Origin of the sequence: Salinibacillus xinjiangensis (assembly GCF_009649735.1) — a bacterium.
In the GTDB taxonomy this organism is placed as follows: Bacteria; Bacillota; Bacilli; order Bacillales; family Alkalibacillaceae; genus Salinibacillus; species Salinibacillus xinjiangensis.
In genome coordinates, this window is sequence record NZ_WJNH01000020.1 from 24,349 (window position 1) to 40,887 (window position 16,539).

Here is a 16,539-nt window from a genome sequence, read left to right on the forward strand (position 1 = left end):
AACATCTAGCAGATTTATTTAAACGAAAGGAAGTGTCTAATGGTTATCAAACCTTACCATGAAAACAGAGAATTACAGCTTTTACGATTATTAAATTCAAGAATGGAGTTATCCACAAAGGAAAAGCAACATTATTTATACCTTCAGAAAGGGTATAAAGGAGAGAAGATATTTGCTGATAGGTTAGAAAGTCTACCCTGTGAAAAAGTCATTATTCATGACCTGCTACTGGAACATAATCACACCGTCTTTCAAATTGATACTCTCCTATTCTCTCAGAACAAAATATATCTCTTTGAAGTAAAAAATTATGAAGGAGATTATTATATTAATTAAGAAAAATGGCACACATCTTCTGGAAGGGAAATAAAGAATCCTGTGCTTCAATTGAAAAGATGTGAATCCATGCTTCGACAATTACTTCAAAGTTTATAGCATTGACATTCAAATTAAATCATACATCATTTTTATCAACCCTGAGTTCACTTTATTTCATGCACCTCTAAATCTACCCATTATCTTACCTACACAAGTTAATCGTTTTATGAATCAGCTCCAATTATCTTCAACCAAGATTAATAAAAAACATACTCAACTCGCAAAAAAGCTAGTATCAATTCATATAAAGAACTCCCCATTTGATCGATTACCCAGTTATGACTTTGATCAATTAAATAAAGGAATCGCTTGTTTATCGTGCAACACCCCTTTATCTTCTTTCAAAAGCAGACAACTAGTGTTTAATCATTCCGGTCATATTGAAAAAGTTGATTCTTCTATATTAAGATCTGTCCGGGAATAATATCAACTTTTATTTCCTGAAAGATAGGTAACAACCAATTTTATTTATGAATGGTGTAGCGTTATACCCTCAAAGTATACAATTAGCCGAGTTCTTAGAAACCATTTTAAGGTTTTGGGTCACGGTAGGTTTTCCTATTATGTTAATGATGAAGAAAACTGTAGAGAAGGTGCTGGTCGGTCGTCATGAGGGATTCATGACGACCGAGTTTCTTATTTCAGTGGTTTTTTGTGTGTCATGGGGCCCAGATGACGGTTGTTTTCTCTCTTCCCCCGATGTTTCGCTCGTCATGAACTTCATATGACGGGCGTTTTCTCTCTTCCTCAGCTGTTTCACTCGCCATGAATCCAAAAAAGAACCTTAGTATGAATAAATCCACACTAAGGTTCTGTTCACGGACACTAATGTTGGTAACTAAAGAAACCCTTGATACCAAGGGTTTAGGGGTTTATGGGTGTTTTTACAACTTACATTAATGTTGGTAACCTGATTTTTTCTATATCATAACGATGACATTTATGTTGGTAACTGAGATTCCCTATTTGATTTTACCCACATATCTTATTATTAAATATCATTGTAATTGAGAACTGAAATGATGCTGCATAGCAATCCAAGAAAAACACGATTTCTTTTCAAATAATATCAATTATCAATCATCACAATCCAAACATTTAGACCCAGGTAATGTGCCGATTTCAAAAAGTTTTCCACAACCTGTACAAACTTCGAAGCTGGTTAAACATTCTTCACAGACCGGTTTATTTTTATCAGTTCTATAATCTCCAGGTCTTATTCCACAACTAATGCATGCTAATTCCAAAAAATCATGACTTTTAAACAAGGGTTCATACTTATCAATATATATGAAAATGATTTTGAAGATGGCTCTCCTTATCCACAAAGCTTGTTGATAGGTTATCGGTGAAATATTTAGCTTGCCATGCATGTTCTGTGCCGTCTTTTAGCTTCCAATAACACTCAACACCAGCATCACCACCAGCCCCTTCCTTTCTCGCAAAGTAATCTACATCTTCAGGCGGGGTCAGGTGAGCCAATTGACAAACCAACTTTCAAAACCGTTATCTTGGCTTCCGTCATGGTTCCTTATTTTCGTAAAGTCTAAATCAATCATTTAATTCCACCTAACTTATTTTCATTTAATCTGGTTATTTAGAATAGGAATAGTAACAACTTCTACAAAAGGGACATAACTAATTAGGTTATGCCCCTTCTGTAATTTCTGTGTTACCGTATTTATATTCTAACATAAAATTCCAATTTTCCTTAAGATTCACCAAAAAGTAAAGGATTGCCATTAAATAATTGACAATCCTTTACTCAACATACGCACCCGTTACTTTAAGTACATTCTTTCAAAAATATTTAGCACAATAGATTTGGTTTTAATGCTCAGTTTATTTGTACTGCGCAGCATGTGACTTCCTCTTGTTAGTTTATCTTCCTCAAAAAAATAAGACCCCGTTCGTAATATAAGGTTATTAAGTATATGTGAGAACACTGATTTGATACATTTCAAACAGACTGTAAGTGTTTAAGTAAGTGATAACAGAAATCAGGCTTAAAAAATGAAGTGTTTAGCAACTTTATTACTCCCTGTTTCTATATGGTAAATATCTTAAAAATCTCTTGGATGCAAGTGAAAGTGATTTTTGCTCTCTCATAGCAATACCAATATTTCTGTATGCAGGAACTTCAAGCTCTTTCGCTATAATTTTGTAAGGTATTCGCTGTAAAATCAATTCTGGTAATATACTGATTCCTAGCCCATTTTCCACCATAGACATAATTGCATAGTCGTCCCACGTTGTAAAATGAACTTGCGGTGAAATATCGTGCATCTCAAAAATTTCAGAGATTTCTGCTTTTGCTCCCTTTTCCAATAACATAAATGGATTGTTTAATAAATCATTAATAGGGAATTTTTCACAATTAGCAAGCGGATGATTTCGTGGAATCACTACCAACAAACGATCTTTCTCCAAAAAGATTGTTTCAAGTTCTTTTTTTGAAGGGATCCTCACAAATCCGAAATCAACACGTCCATCTAAAATCCAACTTTCAATTTCAGTATAGTCACCAAGCAGAAGCTCAAAATCAATCTTTGGATAGTCCTTCTTAAAAATCTTAATCATGTTAGGGAGCCAGTGGGATGCTACGCTGGAAAATGTACCAATACGAATCATACCAGACTGCATATCGTGTAACTCTTCAATCTGTGTCGTTAAGATTCCATGCTCATTACAGATTCGCTTTAATTGAGGTAGTAACTTTAAGCCATCTGAGGTTAAACTGATACCGGCACGTCCTCTTTCAAAAAGGAAAACCCCCCATTCTTTTTCTAAATCATTAACCATACGGCTTACCCCAGACTGTGTATAGTCCAAGCTTTGAGCAGCTTTTGTGAAACTACCATATTCTGCTGCTTTTACAAATGCCATATATTTTTGGATATTCATTTCACTTTTCCTTTCCCATTTGATTTTGTCATGCGCATCATGACAAACATTCGTTTTTGTAATACATGAGAACATGATATGTTATTACTATTAAAGATTCAAGTTTGGAAAGGAAGAGGTAAATAAAGATGCTATTTGTGAGTGAAGTTATGAAAACTGTTCCAGACAACTATAAGTCTCTGCTTCAAGAAATGGTCTATGAAACATTGACAAAGTTAAAGATTTCATTTGAACGAGTGAATACAGATGAAGCCATTTCAATGGAGGACTGTATCGAGATCAATCAGAAATTGGATATGAAAATGGTAAAAACGCTGTTACTCTGCAATAGGAAAAAGACAGAATTCTATTTATTTATAACTACCGCAAATAAGCCATTCAAATCAAAAGATTTCAGCAATGCACTTGGTATTTCTCGCGTATCCTTGGCCCCAGCGGAACAGATGGAAAAGATTTTGGGCGTAAAAATCGGTGCTGCTACTGTATTTGGTGTGTTAATGGACAAAAAGAATCTTGTGCAAGTTGTTTTTGATAAGGACGTACTTTTGGAAGAATGGTATGGATGTAGCGATGGGACTACAACCGGATATATGAAGGTCAAAACAAAGGAGATTGTTCATAATTTCCTACCCTATACAAACCACATTCCGACTGTGATTGAAATGGAAAATTCAGAAAAATAATGGTGATAAATACTTTGTTTTAATAACAGGTTAATAATCTGTGAAATATAATCTGTTCAGATTTATTAAGGTTCAAAGGAGGTAAGTTTGTGGATCAAAAGCGATTATTTTTAATTTATGGTTTAGTATTTTTTGTCACAGCTATTTGGGGACTTAATATGGTTTTAATTAAGGTTTTGGTAGAAGATTTACCTCCTCAAACAATGACGGCATTTCGAATTATGATGGCTGGAATTACTGCATTAATCATAATTATTCTTGGAAAATCAATTCGTCGTTTATCGAAAAAGGAATGGATTTATACACTACTCGGGTGTGTTTTTGGTGTCATTCTACATCACTCGCTTATAGCAATAGGCTTAACAATGATTGATGCTTCGAATGCTTCTTTAATTCTATCATTAGTACCACTTACAACAGCAATACTTGCCGTCCTCTTTTTAGGTGAACAATTAACAAAATTGCGAATCATAGGATTTATCCTCGCATTAACTGGAGTCTTTTTTATTCAAGGTGGCTCATTCAATAATATGCAATTATCTAAAGGAGAACTGCTTTTATTTATTGCTATGTTCGTCCAAGCCATTAGTTTTATTTTTGTAAAAAAGGCAACAGCAACTCTTGATTCAAAACAGATAACAACAATAATGTATTTATTAGGCTCAATAGGTTTGTTGATTATTAGTTTAATAACTGAACCTAAAGGATTCCATGAAATGACTTCAGCCTCTTTATTTGTTTACTTTTTATTTATTGTGTCAGGGGTATTGGCAACAGGTGTGGGGTATATAGTTTTTTATGCAGCGATCCAGCAGATAGGAGCAGGTAAAACAGCCATATTTAATAACTTTGTTCCTTTTTTTGGTCTTGTATTCTCCGTACTTTTCTTAAATGAAACCATTACAGCTTCACAATTAATTGGATTTGTGTTTATTGTAGCTGGAGTTCTATTTGGGACAGGTTATATTGAAAAACTATGGGCAAAAAAGCATAATCGGATAAACAAAACAAAAAAGAGTATAGGATAATATACTAACGGGTTCGGTTTTGGAGTACAAAACACCAAAAAACAGCGAAAATACCACAATTAAAAGGGAGCTTGGATATAATTCAAGCTCCTTTTATTATGAATTTAATGACCTCTTCTTGAACTAACGCTCCCAATAGTTGAACAACTTAGTAAGCATTTTTTTCAAGGAAACTCTTTGCTTCTTCAAAATCAGATGTTTCTAAAACCATTTCCTTACTACTTAGAATATACACATAAGGTGCTTGTTTGGCATTTAGAGTAGGTGCAATATCTTGTACTCCTTCTAAACCATTTACAATAAGGCTTAAATCATCGCCCTTATTTTTAGTAAATTCCAGTAGCCATTGATGATTCTCTCCATGGTATTCGTTACCTGGCGAATTATCTAAAGTAACATAAATGATTTTATATTGTTCACCTGGCAAAGCTAAAGGAAGGTCATCTTTTTTTGAACAGCCAATTAAGTTAAGTATAATATGCGTTATTGCTATTCCTAATATAATTTTCTTCAATGAAAATCCCCTTGTTGAACATTACTGCTTCGTTAGTTTAAGTACGTTCTTTCACAAACTCTATATTCATTTTAACATAAAATAACAATTATCCTCTTGGTTTTAAAAAACAGCATTGAAAATTACATACAAATTCGCATAGGAAAAAGTACATTGACAACAGCTATTGACATTATGCTATTTGGGGAGCGATTTTGTATGCTAATTCAAGCGTTAAAAACCAATAATCGTTGAAATACAAGGGAAAAAGACAAGACCAAATCATATGTGATTTGGTCTGCTAATTTATATGCTATTTCGTATGTTTCTCCACCGAAACGGAACTACTTAACTTATAAATAAGTCTCTTTACTTTAAAGTACATCCATTCAAAAAACGAAATGTAATGTCACAGTAAGCGTCTACTACGTAATACAAGAGTTTCTCCACAATCTTGTCCCGTTTTCTGAAGAATGATCTTACAGAAAAGCAATCAAATTTTTGGATTATTGACATAAGCTCTTACACATAAAAAAATACGCTGTCTATATTTAGACAACGCATTTTAGGTTATTCAGTTTACAGTTACCATCTTTATTCGTAACTTACCATCTTTATTCGCTATTTACCATCTTTATTTGTCATTTGCCATCTTAATTGTACTTTTACACACATAATCTAATCAAACTACTCTTTACTCAACTGTCACACTCTTAGCCAAGTTCCTTGGTTTATCCACATCACAATCACGATGCAATGCTGCATAATACGCGATTAATTGTAGTGGTACCACAGAAACCAGTGGTGTTAGTAATTCATGAACAGAAGGAACGACAAAGGTATCGCCTTCCTCTGCTAGGTCTTCCATGCTGATGATGCAGGCATTGGCACCACGCGCAACTACCTCTTGGACGTTTGCGCGAATGGAGTAGTTCACGTTTGCTTGCGTGGCAAGCGCAATGACTGGTGTTCCTTCTTCAATCAATGCAATGGTTCCGTGTTTTAGTTCTCCTCCTGCAAAGCCTTCAGCTTGAATGTAAGAAATCTCTTTTAATTTCAACGCACCTTCCTGGCCGACAAAATAATCGACTCCGCGGCCAATAAAGAACGCATTTCGTGTTGTCTCAAGGAACTCAGAAACAATTTTTTCAAACTCTTCTTTTTGATCACATAAAGCTTCCATTGCGGATGATACAATAGCAAGCTCTTGAAGTGGATCAAAATCAAGTTTTATACCTTTTGCTTTGGCTGTATCAACGGCCAGTATAGCTAAGACTGAAATTTGAGCTGTATAGGCTTTTGTTGATGCAACGGCAATCTCTGGCCCTGCATGAAGATGCAAGGTGTAATCTGCTTCACGAGAAAGGGTTGATCCTGGAACATTCGTAATTGTAAGGGCTGGATGACCCATTTCCTTAATTTGCACGAGTACAGAACGACTATCTGCTGTTTCCCCGCTTTGGGAGATAAAGATAAATAGTGGTTTTTCAGACAGTAATGGCATATTATAAGAAAACTCACTGGCAACATGAACCTCTACAGGAACATTTGCAAGCTTTTCAATGAATTGTTTCCCAACTAAACCAGCGTGATAGCTAGTTCCGGCGGCAATAATATACACACGATCCGTATCCGTCATGGCTTTACGAATATCAGCATCTAATTTTATATCATCATTTTCATTTCTATATTCTTGAACAATGTTACGAATGACGAGTGGCTGTTCATCGATTTCTTTTAGCATAAAGTGTGGATATGTTCCTTTTTCAATAGCACTCGCATCAACTTCCGCTACAAATGGTTCTCTTTCCACAACAGTACCGTCAAGCTTTTGAATTTCTACTTGATTACGCTCGACAATGACAACCTCTTGGTCCATTAACTCAACAAATTGATTGGTCACTTGTAGCATGGCTAATGAATCACTTGAAACTACATTGAATCCTTCTTCGCCTAGCCCTACTAATAGTGGACTTTTATTTTTTGCCACAAAGATTTGGTCTTCGTTGTTCTCGTCAATTAAGGCAATGGCATATGAACCATGAAGCATACCAACTGTCTTACGGAAGGCCTCTGCTACGTCATTTGTTTGCTCAACAAATTTTTCGATTAACTGAACAATGACTTCCGTGTCGGTTTCACTTTTTAGTTCAACGTCTTTTAAAAACTCATTACGTAAGTCCATATAATTTTCAATGACACCGTTATGAACAAGGGTAAAACGACCAGACGTACTTTGATGCGGATGGGCATTTTCTACACTAGGCGCTCCATGTGTAGCCCAACGTGTATGGCCGATTCCCATTGTTGAAGAAACGTCTTCATTTACTTCTTCACGTAATGCTGCAATTCGTCCTTTTACTTTAAAGACGTGAACTCCATGATCATTTAAAACTGAAATACCCGCTGAATCATATCCACGGTATTCAAGCTTTTCTAAACCATTTAATAGTACCTCTTTCGTATCTTGATGTCCTATATAACCTACAATTCCACACATAGTTGTGTTTCCTCCCTCTTTTGAAAGGGGCAAACAAAGTACTATTTGGTTCAATAGGGGCGTCGTTTGCCCCTTTCTCGCGTTTTTTATTTATATCGTTCATCTTGTTTCAAACGTTTGTGCAAAGAGTCACCTCTTTGTTTTCGTTCAAAACATAACGGTTGAGATGTAAACAACCGGGAGGCATCCGCCGAAGACTCGATGAACCTCCTCCTCGTCAACTAAACCATTTAACGATGTGGTTTAGTCCTGGCGCTTTATAAAGAACTTTTTCAACAATCCTCCTTTTCCATTCCAAAATAACACCTGCCTAGTATTGTTTGTTAAAAAGTCACAATAACTCGCGAGATGCAATTACAATTTTATCCGAATGGGAGAGTACTAGTCAATAATTTTTTTGATTTCAATAATATACAATATGCGCAGGCATCATCCATTGTGATACCTGCGCATTTCTTATACTTCCGTCATGCCTAGTTGCTGTTGAACAACTTTGGCAACCTGTTCTACATATTTCTCACAATCTTCTTTTGTAGGAGCTTCAACCATTACCCGAACGAGGGGCTCTGTACCTGATGGACGAACAAGCACTCTTCCATCATCACCTAACGTTTCCTCGACTTTATTGATTTCTTCTTGAATTATTTTATTCGTATGGATTTGGTGTTTATCGACTACTTTAATATTTTTCAATACTTGTGGAAACTTTTCCATTTCAGCAGCTAGCTCTGATAATGGTTTGCCCGTATCCTTCATAACATTCACAAGCTGTAGGGCAGAAAGCATACCATCACCAGTTGTCGTGTAATCAAGGAAAATGATATGGCCTGATTGTTCCCCACCAAGATTATAGCCGCTCTTACGCATCTCTTCCATCACATAACGATCTCCGACAGCTGTCTTCACACTAGACATACCTTGTTGTTCGATTGCTTTATAAAAACCAATATTACTCATGATTGTGGAAACAACTGTATCCTGTTTAAGTCGGCCTGTTTCCTTATAGTACTTACCACAAATATACATGATTTTATCGCCATCAATAATATTGCCTTTTTCATCTATAGCAATAAGTCGGTCCCCATCACCATCAAAAGCAAGACCAACGTCAGCGCCTTTTTCGATGACAACCTCCCGTAATGCTTCTGGGTGGGTAGAACCGACACCGTCATTAATATTTAACCCATCTGGTGAAGAACCTATAGTTGTGATCTCAGCCTCCAAATCAGCAAACAAATGTGGTGCTAAGGATGATGTGGCACCGTGTGCACAGTCTAAAGCCACATGAAGCTCATCAAAATCAAAATCTACTGTTTGTTTTAAATGTTGAAGATATTTTTGTCCACCTTCAAAATAGTCATTCACTTGACCCACTTCTCCGCCAATAGGACGAGGAAGATCATCTTCTTCACGGTCCATGAGCGCTTCAATTTCATTCTCTTGCTCATCTGTTAGCTTAAAGCCATCTGGACCAAAAAATTTAATACCATTATCTTCAACAGGGTTATGAGAAGCTGAAATCATAACACCAGCATCTGCTCCAAGCGCTTTTGTTAGGTATGCTACTCCTGGTGTTGAGATTACGCCCATTCGCATGACTTCGGCTCCAATGGAAAGTAGGCCTGCTACTAATGCACCTTCCAGCATATGGCCAGAGATACGGGTGTCACGGCCAATTAAAACTTTAGGTTGGCTATCCGTATTTTTGGTTAAAACATATCCTCCAAAACGGCCAACTTTAAATGCTAATTCTGGTGTTAATTCTTTGTTTGCGACGCCTCTGACACCGTCCGTACCAAAATATTTTCCCATATTATGATCGCTCCTTCGTCCTTGTTTAAAAAAGTGGAAGGGCCTTACTCAGCCACGGTTTTAATAGGTCTCACCTTAAAAATGGTGGATGGTACCACTTAAAGGCATGACTTAGGTCCCGAGTGGCTGGGCCCTGTTACCAGACTAGTTCCTTTTACATTGTATTTACTCTATGCGAACTCGTGCATTATTGTAGTTTGATGTTATCACATATTCTTCAGGATTGCTGATCTTAATTTCTGTTTCAAATTCACCTTCATAAAATCCTTCTACATCAATAGTCGCCACAAAGTTCTCAGCGGTAATTTCCTCCAGCTGTTCCGCTGTTCCTGATACCTTTAGATTGATTGTCCCGTTTTCAGGCGAGATAAACGTAACATCTCGTCCATCCTCTAGATTTTCCACCTGGATTGGAATTTCGTCAATGATTTTTTCCTGTGTTTCTTCAACGTTTACCTCAACCTCTACAGTGGATGGTTCTACTTTAGTTGCTCCTGGTGGAATTGGCACCTCTAATTCTACCGTTTTATCCTCTGAAATTGCCGCTAGGTTGACGCTTAAATTTGAAATATTCTCAATCGAGTTTAATACCGACTCTTGTCCAAAAACAGCCACTACTTCTGGGTTTGCTGTAATGGATTGTAGACTTAAACCTTCAGGAAGTTCACCTTCCGTGCTGACTTGAAGTGGTACCTCTTTTCGTCCAACCTCTACAGGGATTTCAACACCAACTGTTGATGGGTCTACATAAACATTTAACTCATTTCCTTGCTGGTCATAAACCTTGACAGGAGCATTGTCTATATCAATTTCATCCTCCACCCCTGTTAAGTCTACAATCGCTTTAACCATTGCCGTTTTGTCAACCTCTGACTTCCCACCTGTAACCTTCACCGTTGCGGGTTTAACGGTTGGTTCGCCAAGGATATACCCTTCATTTATTTGATCCCGATTCATCAACTCGGTATCCACTTTGTATTCCTTCGTTAATCTTTCTTCAATCTCAACTTCAACGGTTTCGGGTTCAATAAAAACAGATAAATTATTTGAAAATCCAGCATGCTGCACATTAACCTCATGGGTGCCTGGTTCAAGTCCTTCGAGATCGATAAAGACGTCAAACGAACGCACCCTTTCAGTGGATGTGATGGCGCTCTTAGATCCTTCAATCGAAACATTGACATATTGAGGTACACCTTTTACGACATATTTCTCTTCATTTATTCGGACTTGTAACGGAATACTATTCATCGTAACTGTTTCACTTGATCCACTTGGAAAAAGTGTGTCTTCTAGCCCATTTGCGTTATCTTCTGACAAACTAACAGATATGTAGAGTGCAACAGCTAATAGTAATGATATACCTCGAATGACCCAAGGGGATCGTAACCAATTATCCATTTTTCTTCCCCCTCCAGTTCCAACTCTTTGTCGTTTGGGCAAATACTGGATTTAATTCGCTGAATAAAATCTCTCTTAATGCTTCTTCCTCTAAATTACGATGCAGCTCGCCGTTTTTAGTACATGAAATGGATCCCGTTTCTTCAGATACAATAATGGTAAGTGCATCCGTAACTTCACTTATACCCAGACCCGCCCGATGACGAGTTCCTAATTCCTTTGAGATAAAAGGACTTTCAGACAACGGAAGATAACATGCGGCAGCGACAATTTCATCTCTTCTTAAAATGACCGCCCCATCATGTAGCGGCGTATTGGGAATAAAAATATTGGTTAGCAGTTCGTTGGTAAGTTTCCCGTGAACTTTAATTCCCGTTTCTACGTAGTCACTCATGCCTGTCTCTCGTTCTATTGAGATTAAAGCACCAATTCTACGCTTTGCCATATATTTACATGATTTGATAATCGCTTCGATGGAATCGTTCATTTCCTCTTCTTCAGATTGGCTGTTCCTAGCAAAGAATTTACCTCTTCCTAATTGCTCCAGTGACCGCCTTAACTCTGGCTGAAACAGGATAATGACAGCTAATGGCCCCCACATGAGCACTTGCCACATCAACCATCTTACGGTTTGAAGTTGAAACAATGAGCTCAGGAGAAAAATAGCCAATATGACAAATATGCCTTTTAAAAGCTGGACCGCTTTTGTACCCCGAATCAGCATGAATAATTTATATAAAACGAACCATACTAGGGCGACATCTATTACAATTCGTAAAAGCTCTACGAAATCAAATCCCCCATCAAGCATGCGCACACTTCCTTCTGCCGTTGTTTTAATCTTGAATCCTTAAAACTGTCTTTATTATATCATATTACCTTTAGTTATCAGCCTTTAAACGTTTATTCATGTAATATTAAAGAAGGACGCAAATAAAAGCCGCTTTTGAATAGCGGCTTTTAGGTAATGATTGTTAAATGATAACAAACCTAAAATGAAAAGATACTACGAAATGTCTCTTTCGTATGATACCATACCCATTCAAAAATTTGGTTCACCTGCTCAATCTGTCCGGTCACTTCTCCCGCTGAAGCCAACAAACCATTACTACTAATCAAGTTTCCATTGATTAAAACAAGATCCCCTTCAATTTTTCCTTCCACTATGACATCTCCGTTTTTCACAACTAAATCACCTGTAACCACTTTCCCCTCAGGTATGATGACCGTATCATCTTCAATCACGATGCCCTGTTGTTTAGACACCGTTAACTGCCCATCTTGACTCCATAGTGAAAAGGCACTGGTTAACATTAAGATAAAAAAGATGGCCGCAGCTGTGAATATAGGATGACCCTTTAGCCACTTTTTATAGCTAATGGATTTTTTCTCTTTTGGTAATTTGTTCATCACTTGTTCAGTAAAGTTGGGAGAAACCTGAACATGTGGAGGGCTTTCTAACAAAGTTTCCGTTCTTTTTAACTCATGAAAATGGAGCTGACACACTTCACATTTCATTAAATGGTCTTTTAACTCCGTTTCTTCCTCTTTCGTTATCTCATGGTCGAGGTATTTATGCATCATTTCAATGTAACGCTTAGGACAGCTCATAGTTTCACTCCTTTACAAGAAAAGCGCAAGCGCCTTCGAAACAAGAATTTCACTTGTTTTTCTGTGATGATTACACTAAGAAGATTTCCTTAGTGCTCAGACAAGCCCTGACGTGGCGCTCTTTGCCCGTGATCAGGATTGGCTTATCCCCGAGGGGTAAGCGCTGGAGCTAGACATACTTGAATATTATACTAGCTTTTATAAATCGCGAAGCTTTTTGCGTAAGGCTTCTCTACCACGATGTATTCGGGTTTTTACGGTTCCCATCGGTATATCCAATACCTCGCTGATCTCCTGCAATGACAAATCATCAACATAACGTAATGTGATTATCGATCGGTACTTTTCGGGTAAGGAAAGTATTTTTTTCTGAATGTAACTTTGTAACTCTAAACTTTCCATTTCCTCATCTGGTAATGGATTCTGATCTGAAAGCTGAGAATACATCGTTAGTCCCTCTGTCCCTTTAACTTCAGCATCAAGAAAATAATCTGGTTTCTTTTTTCTAATCCGATCAATAGACAAGTTCGTCGCGATTCGATATAGCCAAGTGGAGAACTTTCGTTTTTCGTCAAAGGAGTGGATATTCGTATAGGCTCTAACAAACGCTTCTTGTGCCATATCCTCTGCTTCATGGATATTCCCTAGCATCCTGTAGCAGACCTGAAACACCTTCTTTTGATAAAAATTCACAATATCCTCAAATGCAGATTGATCACCTTGTTTGACCTGGCGTATTTTTTGTTTAATTATGGTTTCCATCCTTTGTACCTCCGCTTGATTCTGCGGGTTCTATATATGTACGAACACCACACAAATCAGGTTTCACTTTTTTAAAACTTTTTGGCCAGAAGTTTGAACCTAAGGTGATAACAACTTTAAATACTTTTATACCATATACCATTAAGAGAACGCATGCGCCCTCAATTTGCTATTATAAAATTATATTCCGATAGTAGAAACATAAAAACCAGCAACCTGTGTACACACAAGTTGCTGAAGTTGGATTAATGAATAAGAAAAACAAAGGCTATTAACATCACCCTGCGCTTCCTAACATTTTCAATTATAGCAATTTTTCACCAAATAGAGAACCCATTAAATCAACTGCAATGGATGCAGTTTTATTTTTTTCATCTAATATTGGATTGACCTCGACAAACTCAGCTGAAGTAATGATATCTGCCTCTGCCAGCATCTCCATCGCTAAATGACTTTCACGATAGCTAAGGCCACCCACAACTGGTGTACCGACACCAGGTGCTTCCTCTGGGTCTAATCCATCCAAATCTAAACTGAGGTGAACATGTTGTACTCTTTCCTTTAAATAATCAATCGTTTCACTCATAACCTGAGACATTCCCAGTCTATCAACCTCATGCATCGTATAAACTTTAATGCCTTTTTCTTTGATTAATTCTTTCTCTCCTTCATCTAAAGAGCGTGCCCCAACAATAACAATGTTTTCCGGACGAATTTTTGGACCTGACTCCCCAATTTGAGTAAGCTTTTCATGCCCGATGCCTAAACTTACAGCTAAAGGCATGCCATGAATATTACCTGATGGTGAGGTTTCACCAGTATTTAAATCACCATGGGCATCGTACCATATGACCCCTAATTGATCTGCGTGCTTTGAAACACCCGCAAGTGTACCAATAGCTATACTATGGTCGCCACCTAGCACAAGTGGAAAATGCCCCTTTGAAAAGGAATCGCTTACAGTCTTAGCCAAGTTGATATTTCCTTCAGCCACTTCATTTAAATTCCTCAAGTTACTTTCATCATCTTTTTGATTCCGTCCTGGGGTGGGACTTGGAATATCTCCTAGGTCTTCTACCTTGTATTTTAAACGCTCTAATCGATCAATCACTCCAGCATACCGAATTGCGCTTGGTCCCATATCGACTCCTCGTCGATTTTGTCCTAAATCCATAGGTACCCCAATAATTGAAATATGTTTTTTCATAAAAACTCCTCCTACTATGTTCTACTCTTATTTTAGATAGACTTGGTGGAATGATTCAACTGGACAGGATTTTGTATATATATACGGCGTGCGTGATGCTATTAGGTTGGAGCGCTTGCGGTTGCGAGGTGGTCGTGGTGAGGGAGAATGGGTTGTGGTGTGGGACAGGGGAGTGGCGGGAGTGACATGTGCTAAACATCATAAGACTATCGCTAAAGATAATAGATAGTTTGCTGAAGAGTTGAATTTCAGCTAAAGATGTGTAGTTTTATGCTAAAAATATGCGGTATTTTACCAAAGTCAGATTTTTATTAACTAAAAAGCGGTGGATAAATGCTGAAATAGGAATGTATCTAATGTCACTTTAACATCCGCGGTATAAATATAAAAAAACTGACACGGTTTAAGAATCGTGTCAGTTTGTTCTATTATATGTATTGGTGGAGCCTAGCGGGATCGAACCGCTGACCTCCTGCGTGCAAGGCAGGCGCTCTCCCAGCTGAGCTAAGGCCCCATAATTATGTATACTCTGGAGCGGAAGACGGGATTCGAACCCGCGACCCCCACCTTGGCAAGGTGGTGTTCTACCACTGAACTACTTCCGCAGGTGATGTGATGAGCCATGGAGGATTCGAACCTCCGACCCTCTGATTAAAAGTCAGATGCTCTACCAACTGAGCTAATGGCTCGTATTTAATATAGTGGAACAATTGCTTTACAAAAATAAAAATGGCTGGGCCAGCTGGATTCGAACCAGCGCATCACGGGATCAAAACCCGATGCCTTACCGCTTGGCTATGGCCCAATATAAATGGTGGAGGGGGTAGGATTCGAACCTACGAACCCAGAGGGAGCGGATTTACAGTCCGCCGCGTTTAGCCACTTCGCTACCCCTCCAACTATTTAAATTAATGGTGGAGGATGGCGGGCTCGAACCACCGACCCCCTGCTTGTAAGGCAGGTGCTCTCCCAGCTGAGCTAATCCTCCGAAAAATAGGATATATAATCCTATTAATGTTTTGATGACCCGTACGGGATTCGAACCCGTGTTACCGCCGTGAAAGGGCGGTGTCTTAACCACTTGACCAACGGGCCATTCTTAAAATGAAATTTTGAGAGCTTCCAGCCGGACTTGAACCGACGACCTCTTCCTTACCATGGAAGCGCTCTACCGACTGAGCTATGGAAGCATATGGCTCCACCGGTAGGATTCGAACCTACGACCGATCGGTTAACAGCCGATTGCTCTACCACTGAGCTACGGTGGAATAATCTCAAAAATATGGTACTAGCAATTCATAGTTATAGCTGTAAAACTCAAGTTGTAATGTGCTTGACTCACACCTAAGTTGTCATAACTTATAATATCTAGCCCAGCAGCGTCCTACTCTCGCAGGGGAAAAACCCCAACTACCATCGGCGCTGGAGAGCTTAACTTCTGTGTTCGGAATGGGAACAGGTGTGACCTCTCCGCTATTGCTACTGGACATATGTTTTTGAAGTTTTTTTAGTAACTTCAAAACTAGATAAGAAGTGAATCAAGATGACGTTTGCGTTTGTGCGGCTAGCTCCGACTCCCAGGTCCTCGCCGTCATAAGCATAATCCCTTCCGTGGCATAGACCGCCACTACAGGTATTCTGCTTATGCGGTCGGACCTAACCGGTCGTCTCCGCTTTTGGTTTTAAGTTAAGTCCTCGATTGATTAGTATCCGTCAGCTGCACGTGTCACCACGCTTCCACCTCGGACCTATCTACCTCA

At 38.3% G+C, this 16,539-nt stretch carries 13 protein-coding genes, 9 tRNA genes and 1 rRNA gene; 3 read left to right on the plus strand and 20 right to left on the minus strand.

The genetic code is table 11. From position 1 onward, the window contains the following. The first annotated feature begins 39 nt into the window (after nucleotides 1–39). Entirely contained in the window at nucleotides 40–336 is a 297-nt protein-coding gene (locus GH754_RS18910; RefSeq protein WP_153730221.1) for a nuclease-related domain-containing protein, read from the plus strand. Between the two features lie 1,323 nt (nucleotides 337–1,659). Here GH754_RS18910 and GH754_RS18915 read toward each other — a convergent pair. Further along, nucleotides 1,660–1,860: a hypothetical protein gene (locus tag GH754_RS18915; protein ID WP_153730222.1), complete on the minus strand. Its 201-nt coding sequence runs from the start codon at nucleotides 1,858–1,860 to the stop codon at nucleotides 1,660–1,662. A gap of 552 nt (nucleotides 1,861–2,412) precedes the next feature. Next, nucleotides 2,413–3,282: a LysR family transcriptional regulator gene (locus GH754_RS18920; protein ID WP_153730223.1), complete on the minus strand. Its 870-nt coding sequence runs from the start codon at nucleotides 3,280–3,282 to the stop codon at nucleotides 2,413–2,415. A 128-nt stretch (nucleotides 3,283–3,410) separates the two neighbouring features. On the opposite strand from GH754_RS18920, the gene GH754_RS18925 reads away from it, so the two are divergent. Continuing rightward, nucleotides 3,411–3,965 (plus strand): prolyl-tRNA synthetase associated domain-containing protein, encoded by a 555-nt coding sequence (locus GH754_RS18925; protein ID WP_153730224.1) that lies wholly within the window; start codon nucleotides 3,411–3,413, stop codon nucleotides 3,963–3,965. An 89-nt stretch (nucleotides 3,966–4,054) separates the two neighbouring features. Further along, entirely contained in the window at nucleotides 4,055–4,993 is a 939-nt protein-coding gene (locus GH754_RS20020) for a DMT family transporter (RefSeq protein WP_323742116.1), read from the plus strand. A gap of 148 nt (nucleotides 4,994–5,141) precedes the next feature. Here GH754_RS20020 and GH754_RS18935 read toward each other — a convergent pair whose 3' ends face one another. The 18 genes from GH754_RS18935 to rrf form a co-directional block, all read right to left on the minus strand. Further along, nucleotides 5,142–5,507 carry a hypothetical protein gene (locus GH754_RS18935; RefSeq protein ID WP_153730225.1) on the minus strand — a complete coding sequence of 122 codons (366 nt, stop codon included), beginning with the start codon at nucleotides 5,505–5,507 and terminating at the stop codon, nucleotides 5,142–5,144. Nucleotides 5,508–6,180: 673 nt separating this feature from the next. Continuing rightward, the gene (glmS, locus tag GH754_RS18940; RefSeq protein WP_153730226.1) at nucleotides 6,181–7,986 is read right to left on the minus strand and encodes a glutamine--fructose-6-phosphate transaminase (isomerizing); all 1,806 of its coding nucleotides are present in this window, start codon (nucleotides 7,984–7,986) and stop codon (nucleotides 6,181–6,183) included. Between the two features lie 456 nt (nucleotides 7,987–8,442). Next, complete coding sequence (glmM, locus tag GH754_RS18945; protein ID WP_153730227.1) at nucleotides 8,443–9,798, minus strand: phosphoglucosamine mutase; 1,356 nt, start codon at nucleotides 9,796–9,798, stop codon at nucleotides 8,443–8,445. A gap of 165 nt (nucleotides 9,799–9,963) precedes the next feature. After that, nucleotides 9,964–11,199 carry a CdaR family protein gene (locus GH754_RS18950; protein ID WP_153730228.1) on the minus strand — a complete coding sequence of 412 codons (1,236 nt, stop codon included), beginning with the start codon at nucleotides 11,197–11,199 and terminating at the stop codon, nucleotides 9,964–9,966. Next, nucleotides 11,192–12,010: a diadenylate cyclase CdaA gene (cdaA, locus tag GH754_RS18955; protein WP_153730229.1), complete on the minus strand. Its 819-nt coding sequence runs from the start codon at nucleotides 12,008–12,010 to the stop codon at nucleotides 11,192–11,194. The genes GH754_RS18950 and cdaA overlap by 8 nt, the downstream gene beginning before the upstream one ends. A gap of 179 nt (nucleotides 12,011–12,189) precedes the next feature. Next, on the minus strand, nucleotides 12,190–12,810 hold the full coding sequence (locus GH754_RS18960; RefSeq protein WP_153730230.1) for a zf-HC2 domain-containing protein: 621 nt from the start codon (nucleotides 12,808–12,810) through the stop codon (nucleotides 12,190–12,192). A 198-nt stretch (nucleotides 12,811–13,008) separates the two neighbouring features. Next, nucleotides 13,009–13,572 (minus strand): RNA polymerase sigma factor SigW, encoded by a 564-nt coding sequence (gene sigW / locus GH754_RS18965; RefSeq protein WP_153730231.1) that lies wholly within the window; start codon nucleotides 13,570–13,572, stop codon nucleotides 13,009–13,011. A gap of 304 nt (nucleotides 13,573–13,876) precedes the next feature. Next, nucleotides 13,877–14,779 (minus strand): arginase, encoded by a 903-nt coding sequence (gene rocF, locus GH754_RS18970; RefSeq protein WP_153730232.1) that lies wholly within the window; start codon nucleotides 14,777–14,779, stop codon nucleotides 13,877–13,879. A 438-nt stretch (nucleotides 14,780–15,217) separates the two neighbouring features. Then, a tRNA-Ala gene (locus GH754_RS18975) sits at nucleotides 15,218–15,293 on the minus strand. A 16-nt stretch (nucleotides 15,294–15,309) separates the two neighbouring features. Next, nucleotides 15,310–15,384 (minus strand) — tRNA-Gly (locus tag GH754_RS18980). Between the two features lie 11 nt (nucleotides 15,385–15,395). After that, a tRNA-Lys gene (locus tag GH754_RS18985) sits at nucleotides 15,396–15,468 on the minus strand. A 41-nt stretch (nucleotides 15,469–15,509) separates the two neighbouring features. Next, a tRNA-Gln gene (locus GH754_RS18990) sits at nucleotides 15,510–15,584 on the minus strand. 7 nt (nucleotides 15,585–15,591) lie between these two features. Further along, nucleotides 15,592–15,676: transfer RNA gene (locus tag GH754_RS18995), tRNA-Tyr, on the minus strand. A gap of 15 nt (nucleotides 15,677–15,691) precedes the next feature. Continuing rightward, nucleotides 15,692–15,767, minus strand: a tRNA-Val gene (locus tag GH754_RS19000). Between the two features lie 35 nt (nucleotides 15,768–15,802). After that, nucleotides 15,803–15,874: transfer RNA gene (locus tag GH754_RS19005), tRNA-Glu, on the minus strand. Nucleotides 15,875–15,896: 22 nt separating this feature from the next. Next, nucleotides 15,897–15,969: transfer RNA gene (locus GH754_RS19010), tRNA-Thr, on the minus strand. 3 nt (nucleotides 15,970–15,972) lie between these two features. Continuing rightward, a tRNA-Asn gene (locus tag GH754_RS19015) sits at nucleotides 15,973–16,047 on the minus strand. 103 nt (nucleotides 16,048–16,150) lie between these two features. Next, nucleotides 16,151–16,266, minus strand: a 5S ribosomal RNA gene (gene rrf / locus GH754_RS19020). Nucleotides 16,267–16,539: the final 273 nt, after the last annotated feature.

Bases quoted from the DNA above. Each gene is read 5' to 3' on its own strand.
- cdaA (WP_153730229.1), bottom strand. From the start codon at position 12,010: ATGCTTGATGGGGGATTTGATTTCGTAGAGCTTTTACGAATTGTAATA.
- GH754_RS18960 (WP_153730230.1), bottom strand. From the start codon at position 12,810: ATGAGCTGTCCTAAGCGTTACATTGAAATGATGCATAAATACCTCGAC.
- GH754_RS18925 (WP_153730224.1), top strand. From the start codon at position 3,411: ATGCTATTTGTGAGTGAAGTTATGAAAACTGTTCCAGACAACTATAAG.
- GH754_RS18920 (WP_153730223.1), bottom strand. From the start codon at position 3,282: ATGAATATCCAAAAATATATGGCATTTGTAAAAGCAGCAGAATATGGT.
- glmM (WP_153730227.1), bottom strand. From the start codon at position 9,798: ATGGGAAAATATTTTGGTACGGACGGTGTCAGAGGCGTCGCAAACAAA.
- sigW (WP_153730231.1), bottom strand. From the start codon at position 13,572: ATGGAAACCATAATTAAACAAAAAATACGCCAGGTCAAACAAGGTGAT.
- glmS (WP_153730226.1), bottom strand. From the start codon at position 7,986: ATGTGTGGAATTGTAGGTTATATAGGACATCAAGATACGAAAGAGGTA.
- GH754_RS18910 (WP_153730221.1), top strand. From the start codon at position 40: ATGGTTATCAAACCTTACCATGAAAACAGAGAATTACAGCTTTTACGA.
- GH754_RS18950 (WP_153730228.1), bottom strand. From the start codon at position 11,199: ATGGATAATTGGTTACGATCCCCTTGGGTCATTCGAGGTATATCATTA.
- rocF (WP_153730232.1), bottom strand. From the start codon at position 14,779: ATGAAAAAACATATTTCAATTATTGGGGTACCTATGGATTTAGGACAA.